15 protein-coding genes and 1 other RNA gene are annotated in these 12754 nt (G+C 57.9%); 7 read left to right on the top strand and 9 right to left on the bottom strand.

Annotation, left to right across the window (positions count from 1 at the left end):
- Nucleotides 1-2 precede the first annotated feature (2 nt).
- The 9 genes from dxr to ACR0FB_RS00880 all read right to left on the bottom strand — a co-directional run bounded on the left by dxr (nt 3) and on the right by ACR0FB_RS00880 (nt 7630).
- Nucleotides 3-1175, bottom strand: coding sequence for a 1-deoxy-D-xylulose-5-phosphate reductoisomerase (gene dxr / locus ACR0FB_RS00920; protein ID WP_480619343.1), 1173 nt, complete (start codon nt 1173-1175; stop codon nt 3-5).
- Complete coding sequence (locus tag ACR0FB_RS00915; RefSeq protein WP_480619341.1) at nt 1175-1957, bottom strand: phosphatidate cytidylyltransferase; 783 nt, start codon at nt 1955-1957, stop codon at nt 1175-1177. The genes dxr and ACR0FB_RS00915 overlap by 1 nt, the downstream gene beginning before the upstream one ends.
- Nucleotides 1954-2685, bottom strand: a complete 732-nt coding sequence (locus ACR0FB_RS00910; RefSeq protein WP_171116012.1) for an isoprenyl transferase — start codon at nt 2683-2685, stop codon at nt 1954-1956. The genes ACR0FB_RS00915 and ACR0FB_RS00910 overlap by 4 nt, the downstream gene beginning before the upstream one ends.
- A gap of 9 nt (nt 2686-2694) precedes the next feature.
- Nucleotides 2695-3258 (bottom strand): ribosome recycling factor, encoded by a 564-nt coding sequence (gene frr / locus ACR0FB_RS00905; RefSeq protein ID WP_171632603.1) that lies wholly within the window; start codon nt 3256-3258, stop codon nt 2695-2697.
- 182 nt (nt 3259-3440) lie between these two features.
- Entirely contained in the window at nt 3441-4436 is a 996-nt protein-coding gene (gene acuI / locus ACR0FB_RS00900; RefSeq protein ID WP_152457920.1) for an acryloyl-CoA reductase, read from the bottom strand.
- An 89-nt stretch (nt 4437-4525) separates the two neighbouring features.
- Nucleotides 4526-5629, bottom strand: a complete 1104-nt coding sequence (locus tag ACR0FB_RS00895) for a dimethylsulfoniopropionate demethylase (protein WP_480619338.1) — start codon at nt 5627-5629, stop codon at nt 4526-4528.
- Complete coding sequence (locus ACR0FB_RS00890) at nt 5630-6160, bottom strand: DinB family protein (RefSeq protein WP_480619336.1); 531 nt, start codon at nt 6158-6160, stop codon at nt 5630-5632.
- Nucleotides 6157-6861: a DUF1326 domain-containing protein gene (locus ACR0FB_RS00885; RefSeq protein WP_152457918.1), complete on the bottom strand. Its 705-nt coding sequence runs from the start codon at nt 6859-6861 to the stop codon at nt 6157-6159. Before ACR0FB_RS00885 ends, ACR0FB_RS00890 begins: the two co-directional genes overlap by 4 nt.
- A gap of 4 nt (nt 6862-6865) precedes the next feature.
- Nucleotides 6866-7630 carry a DUF2182 domain-containing protein gene (locus ACR0FB_RS00880; protein ID WP_480619997.1) on the bottom strand — a complete coding sequence of 255 codons (765 nt, stop codon included), beginning with the start codon at nt 7628-7630 and terminating at the stop codon, nt 6866-6868.
- 115 nt (nt 7631-7745) lie between these two features.
- Between ACR0FB_RS00880 and ACR0FB_RS00875 the strand changes: the two genes are divergently transcribed.
- The 7 genes from ACR0FB_RS00875 to ACR0FB_RS00845 all read left to right on the top strand — a co-directional run bounded on the left by ACR0FB_RS00875 (nt 7746) and on the right by ACR0FB_RS00845 (nt 12669).
- The gene (locus tag ACR0FB_RS00875; protein ID WP_171723319.1) at nt 7746-8477 is read left to right on the top strand and encodes a FadR/GntR family transcriptional regulator; all 732 of its coding nucleotides are present in this window, start codon (nt 7746-7748) and stop codon (nt 8475-8477) included.
- Between the two features lie 117 nt (nt 8478-8594).
- Nucleotides 8595-9995, top strand: a complete 1401-nt coding sequence (locus ACR0FB_RS00870; RefSeq protein WP_152457916.1) for a selenium-binding protein SBP56-related protein — start codon at nt 8595-8597, stop codon at nt 9993-9995.
- Nucleotides 9996-10008: 13 nt separating this feature from the next.
- Nucleotides 10009-10662, top strand: a complete 654-nt coding sequence (locus tag ACR0FB_RS00865; RefSeq protein ID WP_480619334.1) for a hypothetical protein — start codon at nt 10009-10011, stop codon at nt 10660-10662.
- A 59-nt stretch (nt 10663-10721) separates the two neighbouring features.
- Complete coding sequence (locus ACR0FB_RS00860) at nt 10722-11372, top strand: TenA family protein (RefSeq protein ID WP_480619332.1); 651 nt, start codon at nt 10722-10724, stop codon at nt 11370-11372.
- A 17-nt stretch (nt 11373-11389) separates the two neighbouring features.
- Nucleotides 11390-11752: a DUF4345 family protein gene (locus tag ACR0FB_RS00855; protein WP_152457913.1), complete on the top strand. Its 363-nt coding sequence runs from the start codon at nt 11390-11392 to the stop codon at nt 11750-11752.
- A gap of 36 nt (nt 11753-11788) precedes the next feature.
- Nucleotides 11789-12136: a transfer-messenger RNA gene (gene ssrA / locus ACR0FB_RS00850) on the top strand.
- Between the two features lie 101 nt (nt 12137-12237).
- The gene (locus tag ACR0FB_RS00845) at nt 12238-12669 is read left to right on the top strand and encodes an ester cyclase (RefSeq protein ID WP_480619330.1); all 432 of its coding nucleotides are present in this window, start codon (nt 12238-12240) and stop codon (nt 12667-12669) included.
- The last annotated feature ends 85 nt before the right edge of the window (nt 12670-12754 follow it).

Below are 12754 nucleotides of genomic sequence, written 5' to 3'. Positions count from 1 at the left end.
TTCTATCCTGCTCGTTCCACCACAGCGTCATCGACCCACTGACGTGCCAGATGGTCTGTTTGCTGTACGTTATCAAGGGTCATCGGGGCATCAATAAGGCTGTCTGACGCGTCGAACCTGTCGAGAACCGCGGCGACGGCATCAGCCATATCCAGAAATCCGGTCCGGCGCGCGATGAAATGATCCAGCGCACGTTCCTTCGCGGCGTTTAAAACAGCACCCGCCAGGCCGCCACGCGCCATCACGTCCCGGGCCAGTTTCAATGCGGGATAACGTGCCAGATCCGGAGCGTTGAAATGCAACTGCCCCAGCTTGGCCAAGTCAAGGCGCTGTATCGGCAATTCCCGTCTTTCGGGCCAATGCAGCGCGTAACCGATGGCGTGGCGCATATCGGGTGCCCCCATATGGGCCATCACCGCACCATCACGATACCCGACCAGGGCGTGTACTATGGATTCCGGATGCACCAGCACTTCGATCTGATCCGGTTTGACACCAAAATATTCTTTTGTTTCAATGACTTCCAACGCTTTGTTGAACATGGATGCGCTGTCGATGGTGATACGCTGCCCCATATCCCAATTCGGATGGCAGGAGGCTTGTTCCACCGTCGCGTTCACCAGTTCACTCAGGGGCCAATCACGAAACGCCCCGCCACTGGCGGTGATGATCACACGCTCGACTGTTTCGATGTCTTCACCGACCAAAGCCTGAAACACCGCCGAATGTTCGCTGTCGACCGGCAGCAATCGCGCACCATGCCGTTTGGCCGTTTCCAGAACCAACGATCCTGCGCAGACCAATGTCTCTTTGTTGGCCAGCGCGAGGGTCGTGCCCTGTTTCAACGCCTCGATGCCCGGCGCCAACCCGGCCGAGCCGACAATGGCCGACATGATCCAATCCGCCGGACGTGCCGCAGCCTCGACGATGGCACGCGGGCCCGCAGCCGCCTCGACGCCACTGCCGGCCAAAGCGGAACGCAGGTCATCAAGCCGGTCTTCATGAGCGGTGACGGCAATATCGGCACCGAGCCGACGCGCGTCATCCGCAAGTCTTTGAATATTGGCGCCACCGGTCAAGGCCACGACGTCATACTCGGACGGTGCACGCGAAATCAGATCAATCGTATTCTGCCCGATCGACCCGGTGGCTCCAATAACAGATACCTTTCGCATTACATTTCACCCGGCGAATAGATCAGCCCCGCGATCAGAACGAACAGCGCGGCCCCCATCATGCCATCAAACCGATCCAGAAAGCCGCCATGGCCCGGTATCAGGTTCGAACTGTCTTTGACACCGAACTTGCGTTTGACCGCACTTTCAGCGATATCACCGGCTTGGCTTGCCATTGAAGCCAAAACGGAAACAACGACAAAAGCGAATCCAAAGCCGGCCAGGCTTGCAAAAACCGCGCCGACACATGCCGCGGCGGCCCACCCTCCGGCGGTTCCCGACCACGTCTTCTTCGGGCTGACCTTGGGCCAGAATTTCGGGCCACCAACCGCCTTGCCCACGAAATAGCCCGCGACATCAGTGGCGACCACGACAGCAATCAGCCAAACCATCCAGCCAAAACCGGAATTTTCGCGGATCGAAATGAAACCCAGCCCGGCCCCGACGATCCAGACCACGAACATCCCGAACAGAACCTTCGAACGACTGATCTGCCCCACTCCCACAAGCGCAGGCGCAAGCACGACCGGCAAAGTGTAAATCGTCGGCAGATGATAGCTGAGAACCACGGTGATGCTTGTCAGAATCCCCAATTGAACAGCCACGCCGCGGGCTTGCGGGTCGATCATCCGAACCAATTCCCACGTCATCAGACCACAGGCTGCGGCGATGAAGGTTTCGAACCACCACCCGCCAAGCCAGACTTCGATTGATCCGATCACGACAAGAACAGCAGCAGAAAGAACCCGTGTTGTCAGGTCAGACCATCGGCCGTCTCTCATGCCAGAACCGCTCCGAACCGCCGATCTCTGGTGCCGTAATTCTGGCACAGACGGGCCAGTTCAGCAGCAGTGAAGTCCGGCCAGAGGGTGTCGATGAATTCATATTCCGAGTAAGCCGATTGCCAAAGAAGAAAGTTTGAAATCCGCGCTTCACCGCTGGTTCGGATAACAAGGTCGGGATCAGGAAGAACACGCGTATCCAGATACTTAGGAAGAGTTTCTTCATCCACCTCTTCGGGTTTCAGCCGCCCTTCAGCCACATCCCGTGCCAGACGCTTGGTGGCGCGTGCGACCTCGTCGCGACCACCGTAATTCAGCGCGACGGTCAAATGAACCAGATCGTTGTTCTTGGTTTCTTCTTCCAGCGAGTCCATCAACTCGATCAACTTGGAATCCAGCCGGACCCGATCTCCGATGAACCGAACGCGGATGCCATTATCCGCAAGTGTCCGGGTTTCCTTGATGATATAGCGGCGGAACAGGTTCATCAGGCCGGCCACCTCGACCTGGGTCCGCTTCCAGTTTTCGGTCGAAAAAGCGAACACCGTCAGATACTTGATCCCCAAACCAGGGCAGGCCTCGACAACCTCGCGCACGCGCCGCGCGCCGGCATGGTGGCCGAACAGCCGGGGACGGCCGCGTGCCTGCGCCCAACGACCATTGCCATCCATGATGATAGCCACATGGCGCGGGCCGGACTCCAGCTCGGTTTGCGGGTCTTTTGGCATCAGTTCGGCTCAGACCTGCATGATTTCGGCTTGCTTGGTTTCGAGCGCAGCATCCACGGCCTTGATCATCTCATCCGTCATGTCCTGAACTTCGCTTTCCCAAAGCTTCTGGTCATCTTCCGACATGCCGTCCGCCTTGGCCTTCTTGATCTGATCCATGCCATCGCGACGCACGTTGCGGATCGCAATGCGCGCGTTTTCCGCGTACTGACCGGCGACCTTGCTCAGCTCGCGGCGGCGTTCTTCGTTCAACTCGGGAATCGGCAGCATTATGATGGTTCCGTTCAATTGCGGATTGATACCAAGGCCGCTTTCGCGGATGGCCTTTTCCACCTTACCCACCAGTGACTTGTCCCAGACGTTAACAGTGACCATACGCGGTTCGGGCACGTTCACGGTGCCCACCTGGTTGATCGGTGTCATCGAGCCGTAAGCGTCAACCATGACAGGTTCCAGCATCGAGGCCGAAGCACGCCCTGTTCGCAATGATGCAAATTCGGTTTTCAGATTGGCCATTGCGCCATCCATGCGGCGCTGCAGATCATTGGTGTCCAGTTCGAAGTCGTCAGACATTCTGCTCACTCCCCGTCTTCAGGTACTCTTTGGATGGGTCTTACGCCATCGCAATTGGGATGTATAGCAATCATGATCGGGAATTGTATCAATGGCCAGAGGTGTTGCGACCAATTTGGACAAACATCGTTTTCCGGAACCTGGCCGAGTTTCTTCGGCCAGGTTGCTTTCATGGGTCAGCCTCAGGCGTTCACATCCACCACGACGCGGCCCTTGACCTGACCTTTCAGAATGTCGGCGCCCAGTTGCGGCAGATCGGACAGACCGGCCGGTTGAACCATCGCCTCAAGCTTGTCCATCGGCAGATCCGTGGCGATCCGTTTCCATGCGCGCACCCTGTTGTCATAGGGCTGCATCACGCTGTCGATGCCCAAAAGGTTCACGCCGCGCAGCAGGAACGGAATCACCGTCGCAGGCAAAGCAGCCCCCCCTGCCAAACCTACCGCAGCAACAGAGCATCCGTATTTCATCTGGCCCAGAACGCGTGCCAGCATGGCGCCGCCCACAGCGTCAACGCAGCCCGCCCATGTTTCGCTTTCCAGAGGGCGTTTTGTGGTCTCGTTCAGGTCGTCGCGCGGCACGATGGTCGTCGCTCCAAGTGATTTCAGATAGTCACCGGTTTCGGGCCGTCCGGTGACCGCGGCGACCTCATAGCCCAAATTGCCAAGAATGGCCGTGGCCACCGACCCGACGCCGCCCGCGGCCCCGGTTACCAATACCGGTCCACGATCCGGGGTCAGCCCATGATCCTCCAGCGCCATGACAGCCAGCATCGCAGTAAACCCGGCAGTGCCCACTGCCATTGCCTGACGCGTTGTCAGCCCATCGGGCAGCGGTACCAGCCAATCGGCCCGCGCGTTGGCTTTTTGCGAATAGCCGCCCCAATGTGCCTCACCAACGCGCCATCCGGTCAGAACAACCTTGTCTCCGGGTTTGTAGCGGTCATCCGATGAGGCCTCGACCGTGCCGGCGTAGTCAATGCCGGGGACATGCGGATAGGCCCGCACCAGCCCGCCCCCTTTCGGAGACAGGCACAGGCCGTCCTTGTAGTTCACCGTAGAATATTCGACCGCAACCGTGACATCACCATGCGGTAGATCATCCACCGACAATTGTTTGATCGAGCCGGTGGCAAGTCCGCTCTCTTCATCCTTGTCCATCACAAGTGCATTGAACATCTGTCATTCCTTTCGTGTTCAGCGACCAGCCCATGTCGTCAGCTGGTTCAAAATATCCCGAGGTCGACGCGGCAGCGTCCTTGATTCTGCTAGATCCAGAAATGCGATTGCACGGTCGCGCGGCGCATCCCGGCCGGTGTTTCCACTTCCAGTTCCGTCCCGGCATCCCAATGGCTCAGGCGCACCATACCGATCGCCACATTGGTTTCAAAATCCGGAGACCAGGCCGCTGATGTCACCTGCCCCACGCGCTTGCCGCTTGCAAACAGGTCCCAGGGACGATCGCAGCCCGGTACAGGCTCACCGGCTATGGCGATTGGCCGGATTTGCTGCACCGGCCCTTCCTTGGCGACACGCAACAGAGCATCCCGACCGATACAGCCAATCGCGGTATGCGTGTTGCAGAACTTTCCCAGACCGCATTCATGCGGGGTATTGTCGTCGGTCATGTCGTTCCCATAGGACAACAGCCCGCCCTCAATGCGTTCGATCAGGTTCGGGCAGCCCGCGCGCACGTGCAGGTCTTCGCCGGCGGCAAACAGGGCGTTCCACAAAGGCATGCCGATATCGCCACCTTCAACGTATATCTCGAAACCACCCTGTTTCGAATAACCGGATCGCGCGACGGCCAGATCGCGCCCCTCGAACTCGAACATGTCAAATTTAAAGAAACGGATGTCGCGCACTCGGTCCCCGAAGACACGCGCCATCAGCTCGTCCGCCCTTGGGCCCTGAACGGCAAGCGGCGACACGTCCGGTTCATCCACCAGCACATCCAGACGGTACCCAACGGCGATACCCTTGACCCACAGCAACAGATCACTGTCGGCAATCGAGATCCACCATCGGTCTTCGGACAACTTCACCGCCACCGGGTCGTTCAGCATGCCGCCGGTTTCGTCAACGATCGGCACATAGAAACATTGCCCCGGCAGCATACCGCGCAGATCACGCGGGGTCAGCATCTGCATCAGACGCGCAGCATCAGGGCCACGCAATTCAACCTGCCGCTCGCACGACACATCCCAGACCTGCACATGGGTCTTAAGATGCCGGTAATCGGCTTCAACACTTTCAAAAACCGTCGGCAACAACATACGGTTGTAGACCGTATAGCCCTTGACCCCGGCAGCTTCGACTCCTTCAGAGAACGGAGTGCGCCGCAAGCGGCGTGAGGCGGAAATCTGAGGCATTCATACCTCCTGCGGCATAAAGACGATATCACTGACAGGCGCTTCCGAGCCCGTCTCGGTCAGCATTTTGTGCACTTGCCCCCTGTGATGGGTCTGATGATTGAAGAAATGGATCACGCACAGCGCGTAAGGCATTGTGACATCAGCCTCTTTTGCGGCGGAATACCACGTGAACGAGCCGGTCAGCGGATCATCCCCCAGCCCTTCTGCCCAGTTCAGGATACGCGCATCGATCTTTTCGCGTAACGCCAACCAGCTTTGCAGGTCCGGGCACAGGTATACGCTTTCATGGATACCCCCGCCCGCCTTGTGAATATTGCCATCTGGCCCGTCGCGCTTTTCGAAACGCGACATCCACATCCAGTCACCCCACAGCAGATGGTTCACCGTGCCCATAATCGAGCCAAAGAATGCTCCGCGTTCAAGGGTCAGTTCCTTCGGTGTCAGAGATTGCAAAAACTCTGCCAACTGATTGTTCTGCCAGCGATTGTAACGCGCCATTTCCTGCGCATACCCGCCCGTGACCATCATTTGGGCCCGTGCCAGTCGATCGGGCAGATTTCAGCGGACTTGCCGCCAAAGTCCCAGACCCGGCCATAGTCTCGCACCTTCGATTTGGTGCCACGCGCCACGATGATGTCAGGTCCCATCCAGTATTTGGAATTTGAGACCATCACCGGATGCTCCGGGTCCTTGCCCGCAAGCATCTCGATCTCTCCCTGTATCTTGCGACCAATCGCGATCCGACGTTTGTTTCCGTCGCGCTCGATCTGGACCGGCGCCCGTTCCGCACCGATGATCTCGCTGACCAGCATGGTAAACAGACCCGTCGTGCCGCCCGCCTGACCGCTGAAGATTTGCAACAATCCGTTGTAAGCCTTGCCGCTTGCGCGCTCGTCGACATAAGCGGCGACTTTCCACTGGCCTTCCCCCATCCGGCCCGGAATATCGACCAGCAAGCCGACATTCAGACCCGACAGATCCTCGCCTTCATAGTGGCCTTCATCAACGATGATGCCCATCCAAGCATGGCAGTGACCTTCCGTAGGGGGATGTGCGCCCAGCGACACCACGCAGGGGCAAAACACGTCACATGAACAGTTCAGGATCAGTTCACCCTTGATGGCCCATTCCGTCGGACTCATCTCTCGCCGCTTGGGATTGGGCATGCGGCTGTCGATACGCTGACTGACGGGCAGCCGATCGGCATCTGGTTTTCTGTTTTTAGCCATTGGCTTATCCTCCGTAGCTAATTGGACACACGAGCAGGACGAGACCGCCCGCAATCAACACAAACCCCATTGGACGGGTCACGGCGTGCCCGATCTGAGGAAGTTTCTCCAAAACCATGAACAGGGTCGCGAGCCCCATCCACAACAGGCTCATGACACCGCCTACAAAGCCGAGTGCCATAAAGCCCCAGCAACAGCCGACGCAAAAGGCGCCAAGACCCAGGCCCATGCGCACGCCACCTGCAAAACCGGTTCTCCAATGTCCCAGGAAATAGGTCATCGGGGCATGGCAGACAGCGTGGCACACCTCTTTGGCGCGGGAAAACTGAAAGGCGCCCACGGCAATCATCAAGCCGCCCGCGACCCATCCGGATTTGGCAATTCCCAGCATATCGACAACACCGCCAAACAGCAGAACCAACTGAATTCCTGCGATCACGGCCGCAAACCCGACCCAGACGATGGAATACCCGGCCAGAACCCCCAGCCAGCCGGCGCGGCTGCCATTTGCGCTGCGGATCAGGTCATCGTAACTGCGCAGGGTCGGGATCAGGGTCGGCAGCATCATGGCCGCCATCATGATCGCCCACATTGAAAACAGCGGCCCGAACTCGGCCATGGGCATGTACATGTCCATGCGCGGATCCATCGCGGCCATCGCCTGCCCCATCGGCCCCGGACGGCCGATCAGATCAAGGCCCATGTCCCGGCTCATCGAGAACATGACCCACCACGCCCACAAGATCAGAACATAAAAGCCCAGCCACATTCCGCTGCGCAGCCACGTACGACTCACTTCGGCCTCCCGACTCAACTCCCTTGCTTTTCAAATGTCAGACTTTTAAATGTCAGACAAATAAAAATTTGCCCAAGGCCGTCTGAAGATGAAAACCGCGCCCCGGAAAACCGCAGACCTGTCTGCCCAGATCGCCCAGGCTATTCGGGATGCGATCGTATCGGGTGAACTGATCGTGGACGCGCGCCTGCCGTCCGAAGCCGAGCTGTCGGATCAGTTCCAGGTCTCTCGCCCGACCGTGCGTGAGGCATTGAAACGGCTGGCCGCGCAATCCTTGATCCGCACACAACGCGGCGCTTCCGGCGGGGCGTTCGTGAATCGCCTGAGCTTTGAGGATGCCTATTCTCAGCAAGTCACGACTTCGACATTGCTGCTGTCGATGAATGCGGTCAGCTTCGATACCGCATGCGAGGCGCGATATGCCCTAGAAAGGGCCTGTGCGCCTTTGTCAGCGCAGCGGCGCACGGCAGATCACCTGGCGACCATGCGGGCAGAAATATTCCGCCAGTCCCAACCGGGCCTGACGGACGAGGCATTTTGCGCCTCGGACGTGACTTTCCATCGCGCTCTGGTGGATGGGGCTGGCAACCCGGTCCTGTCCTATCAGCTGGCGGGCGCCGTGGAAGCGATGCAACCGCTGATGAACATGATCACATTCACGGCGCGATCCCGCGAAGAGATCATCGGACTGCACAGCAGAATAGTGGACGCGCTTGAGGCAAAAGACGCAGACACCGTAGACTCCGCACTTGTTGATCTGGAACATTACACACGACGGCTGGCCCATGACGTGGCCGAAAGCAAACGTAAACCGACCTGAGGGCCGCATTCGAAACAAGATCAGAACAAGGGGCAAAAAAGCGGGCAGATTTTCATCCGGCGCCAAGATCGGAACTTTCAATATGAATTGAAGTTCAATGACTTACGGGAGGACGTTATGAACCAAAGACCGGACCCTAGTTTTTATCCATCCGCGAAACTGGCGATGGAGGGCCCCGCCGAGACGCTTGCATTCACGCTGATGCTCAGCCCTGACTTTTCTCAACCCGACGGGCTGGCGGTTGTGAATGTCGATCCAAGCTCGGACGATTTCGGAAAGATCGTGCATCAGGTGATCATGCCCGAAAAGGGCGACGAGTTTCACCATTTTGGCTGGAACGCCTGTTCTTCTTCCCTGTCGCCGCTGAGCGGTCATGCGTTTCTGGAGCGGCGCTATCTGATCATCCCGGGCATCCGGTCCAGCCGGATTTATGTCATTGACGTGAAGAACCCGCTTGAGGCCAAGATTCACAAGATCATCGAACCCGAAGAAGTCTTTGCAAAGACAGGGTATTCCCGTCCGCACACGATCCATTGCGGGCCCGAGGGCATCTATGTCAGCACCCTTGGTGGCGGCGGCCCCGACGGCACAGATGGCCCTCCGGGCATATTCATCATGGATTGCGAGACCTTCGATATCATCGGGCGCTATGAGATCGAGCGCGGCGTGCAGGACAAGCATTATGATTTCTGGTGGAACCTGCCGCGTGACTACATGGTCAGTTCCGAATGGGGCCTGCCGCCGCAATTCGAAAACGGGCTGGTGGCCGAGGATCTGTTGTCCAACAAGTACGGCCACCGGATCCATTTCTGGAACCTTCGGAACCGGACGAATATTCAGACCATCGATCTGGGCGAAAACCATCAGATGGCCCTGGAAATCCGCCCCGCGCATGATCCCGTAAAACAATACGGGTTCTGCGGCGTTGTCGTCGATACGACCAACCTGCAAGGGGCGATCTTCACCTGGTGGCGCAATGATGACGGCACGTTCGAAGCCAAGAAGACCATAACAATCGATCCGCAACCCGCTGATCCTGATGATCTTCCTGACCTTCTGAAGGGCTTCTCTGCCGTTCCGCCGCTGGTCACTGATATCGACCTAAGCCTGGACGACAAGTACCTCTATGTCGCGTGCTGGGGAACCGGCGAGATGCATCAATACGATGTATCCGACCCGATGAACCCAACCCTGGCAGGCAAGGTCGAGATCGGCGGAATCGTCAAAAAGACAAAGCATCCAAATGGTCAAACCTTTGGCTATGGTCCACAGATGGTCGAAATCAGCCGCGACGGCAAACGCGTCTATTGGACCAATTCGCTTTATTCCACGTGGGACGATCAGTTCTACCCCGAGGAAGGTGGTGCGGCCATGGTCAAGGCTGATGTCGGCGAGAATGGTGGTCTGACATTGGATCCGAAGTTCTGGGTAGAGTTTCCCAAGGGCTATCGCAGCCACCAGATACGGTTGGAGGGCGGAGACTGTTCAACCGACAGCTTCTGCTATCCGTCGGTCTGAGTTGGAATTATTGATGTCATCAACGGCTGGCCTGTGGCTGGCCGTTGTTCTGAGCGGAGCCTATCACGGCCTGAACCCCGGCATGGGCTGGCCGCTGGCGGTGTCTTCGGCTTTGATGGAACAACGCCAATCCGCGCTTTGGGGTGCACTCGCGGCTTTGGCTGGCGGGCATTTCGTGGCCATGCTTGGCGTACTTCTTCCTTTTGCCCTGATGGCCGTACTGGTCGATAATCAGAATGAAATCCGCATCGGCGCGGCTCTGGTCGTGATTGGCATGGGCCTGTACATCGCGATAACCCGCCGTCATCCCCGCTTTCTTTCGCGGATCCCGCCAAGCAGGCTCGCGCTGTGGTCTTTTCTTGTGGCGCTTGCCCACGGGGCTGCCCTGATGCTGGTTCCAATCTATCTGGGCCTGTGTGCCGTGGATGAACTGGACGCGGGCCATCAAGCGATTTCTCAGATCATGACCACGAACACCCTTTTGGTTCTGGGCGTCGCCGCGCTGCATACGGCCGCCATGGTTCTGGGTGGCGGGTTTTTGGCCTTTGCGGTCTATCGTTGGCTTGGTCTGCAATTCCTGTCGCGCAGTTGGTTCAACCTGGAGCTCATCTGGGCCCTGAGCCTCATTCTGGTCGGTGGTCTGGGTCTTTGGTCCGCCCTCGGCTGACCTTGTACTTTGTTTTGAAACGCGCTTTGTCTGCATCGAAACAAAACTGGAGCTTCCGAATGCACGACCAAACCCGCCCAACCGAAGTGCTGCGTCAGGGCAAAATCGACGACTGGACGGCCGCCACAACCCATGCTTTCACCCGCGAGTTGTCTGACGGCACCCTGCCCGAGAACAAGATGCGCTGGTATCTGCAACAGGATTATCAGTTCGTCGACGGTTTCGTGCGTCTTTTGGCCAGCGCCATCGCGCATGCGCCGACCCTTGCTGACAGCGTACCGGCCGCGCAGTTTCTGGCGGTGATCACAGGCCCCGAGAACACCTATTTCCTGCGCGCGATGGACGCTTTGGGCACTGAGCCCAGCACCGAGCCCGCGCCTGCCACGCGGGCGTTTCAAGATCTGATGGCCGAAGCCGCAGCCTCTGGCCGTTATCAGAACATGCTGGCGGTACTCGTCGTGGCGGAATGGGTTTATCTGAGCTGGGCCAGCCCAGAAAACCCGCCCAAAGACGGCTTGCCGTTCTGGTTTGCAGAATGGATCACGCTACATGCGGGCGAAGGGTTCGAAAGCGTCGTGGAGTATCTGCGCAGTCAGTTGGATAACGTCTGGCCGACGCTGGATGCGGCCGAACAGGCCGAGGTCACGCGACTGTTCCATCGCGCTGTCGAACTGGAACGTGATTTCTTTGACGCCGCCTACGCGGCCTGAACCATAAGGGGGCCGGAATGGTCGCAACTCTGAACGTCATCGCGGCATTGCTGACCATCGGGTTCGGCGCATTCGGGTTTCTGGCGCCGGCCCACACCGCGTCGGCCCTGGATCTGGCCCCGACCAACAGCACGATGGGGTTGTCCGAGATGCGCGCCTCGGTCGGTGGTTTGTTTGTTGTGACGGGGATCGCCGTTATCTGGCTGAACAACCCAATGGCCTATGTCATGCTGGGCATTGTCTATTCCGGTGCGGCGCTGGGCCGGTTTGTGTCAGTCGCGCTGGACAATCCCCCCTTGGCCAAGGCGTTGATCTTTGGGGGAATCGAACTGGTTCTGGCCGTCTGGCTCATCGCTGCAAACTTCAACAAAGCCACCTAACAGATTGGAAATGTTAAATACGGCTGAGTTCATTCTGAGTTTGCATCCACCCATCACCTCACTTATATAAGAATCGTCCTTCGGGACTATGGACATAAACGCGCTCGTAATAAGCGGATCGGACCCGGGGGCGGTACCCGGCGGCTCCACCAACCATCCTTCGTTTGGGGATTTTGGGGCCGAAACAGGATCGACGAACGTCTAAAGGGGTTAGCTTTGTCTCGGCTGTCTGCCACCGTTACCGGCGAAAACAGTACAATTGCAAACGACAATCGTGCTCCGGTTGCAGTTGCTGCGTAAGCAGTAGCAAGACCGAAACTTAAGCCCTTGCGCCTAGCCGCGTAAGGCGGGGTTCGCAGGTACCTGGCAACAGAAACCTGCATTAATCCCCCACATGTCTGATTTTGTTCACCCGTCCCTTGGCAGATTCAGAGTTTATTCATTCCTTTTTGCCATCTTGCCAGCACTTGGACAGGAGAACTGGGATGACGAATTCAGAGAAACTCAGAAAGTGGTACTCCGAAGTTTGGGAAAATGGAAACACCGAAGCAATTGATCAGTTCTTTGCACCCGAAACGATGGCCGAGGGGCTGATTCCGGAAATGCAGGTCGGTGCGGACGATTTTCGAGATCTGGTCATGGCGTTCCGCCATATTCTGGGGGACATCAAGGTCGAATTGCCCAAGATCATAGAAAACGGCGACTGGGTTTCTGCCATTCTGCATGTTCGTACTTTTCGGGCTGACAATGGCGCGCCACTGGAAGTCACGGGCCAGGTCATGGCGCGGTTCAAGGCCGAAAAGATGGTTGAAGCCTACAACCATTTTGACTTCATCTCGTTTTTTGAAGAGCTGGGCCAGTTTCCATCGGACACCCTGCCCGTATGCATGACCGGGCAACGCCTGGACTGGGCGTGAACCCAAAGCAATCTTGACCCCCATGACCCTTGCGCGCTAGCAAGTGCCATGGGGTAAGATTGCGAACGCCCCGTGAGGCGACAGC

The sequence above is a fragment of the Ruegeria sp. P10 genome, assembly GCF_056534925.1.
Note: the sequence above shows the minus strand (reverse complement) of the source record. Positions and strands in the feature narration are given on the sequence as shown.

Coding starts and splice junctions, on each gene's coding strand:
- ACR0FB_RS00865 (WP_480619334.1), top strand. CDS start 10,009: ATGTCATCAACGGCTGGCCTGTGGCTGGCCGTTGTTCTGAGCGGAGCC.
- frr (WP_171632603.1), bottom strand. CDS start 3,258: ATGTCTGACGACTTCGAACTGGACACCAATGATCTGCAGCGCCGCATG.
- ACR0FB_RS00910 (WP_171116012.1), bottom strand. CDS start 2,685: ATGCCAAAAGACCCGCAAACCGAGCTGGAGTCCGGCCCGCGCCATGTG.
- ACR0FB_RS00875 (WP_171723319.1), top strand. CDS start 7,746: ATGAAAACCGCGCCCCGGAAAACCGCAGACCTGTCTGCCCAGATCGCC.
- dxr (WP_480619343.1), bottom strand. CDS start 1,175: ATGCGAAAGGTATCTGTTATTGGAGCCACCGGGTCGATCGGGCAGAAT.
- ACR0FB_RS00860 (WP_480619332.1), top strand. CDS start 10,722: ATGCACGACCAAACCCGCCCAACCGAAGTGCTGCGTCAGGGCAAAATC.
- ACR0FB_RS00885 (WP_152457918.1), bottom strand. CDS start 6,861: ATGGCTAAAAACAGAAAACCAGATGCCGATCGGCTGCCCGTCAGTCAG.
- ACR0FB_RS00895 (WP_480619338.1), bottom strand. CDS start 5,629: ATGCCTCAGATTTCCGCCTCACGCCGCTTGCGGCGCACTCCGTTCTCT.
- ACR0FB_RS00870 (WP_152457916.1), top strand. CDS start 8,595: ATGAACCAAAGACCGGACCCTAGTTTTTATCCATCCGCGAAACTGGCG.
- ACR0FB_RS00915 (WP_480619341.1), bottom strand. CDS start 1,957: ATGAGAGACGGCCGATGGTCTGACCTGACAACACGGGTTCTTTCTGCT.
- ACR0FB_RS00845 (WP_480619330.1), top strand. CDS start 12,238: ATGACGAATTCAGAGAAACTCAGAAAGTGGTACTCCGAAGTTTGGGAA.
- ACR0FB_RS00890 (WP_480619336.1), bottom strand. CDS start 6,160: ATGATGGTCACGGGCGGGTATGCGCAGGAAATGGCGCGTTACAATCGC.
- ACR0FB_RS00880 (WP_480619997.1), bottom strand. CDS start 7,630: ATGTGGCTGGGCTTTTATGTTCTGATCTTGTGGGCGTGGTGGGTCATG.
- acuI (WP_152457920.1), bottom strand. CDS start 4,436: ATGTTCAATGCACTTGTGATGGACAAGGATGAAGAGAGCGGACTTGCC.
- ACR0FB_RS00855 (WP_152457913.1), top strand. CDS start 11,390: ATGGTCGCAACTCTGAACGTCATCGCGGCATTGCTGACCATCGGGTTC.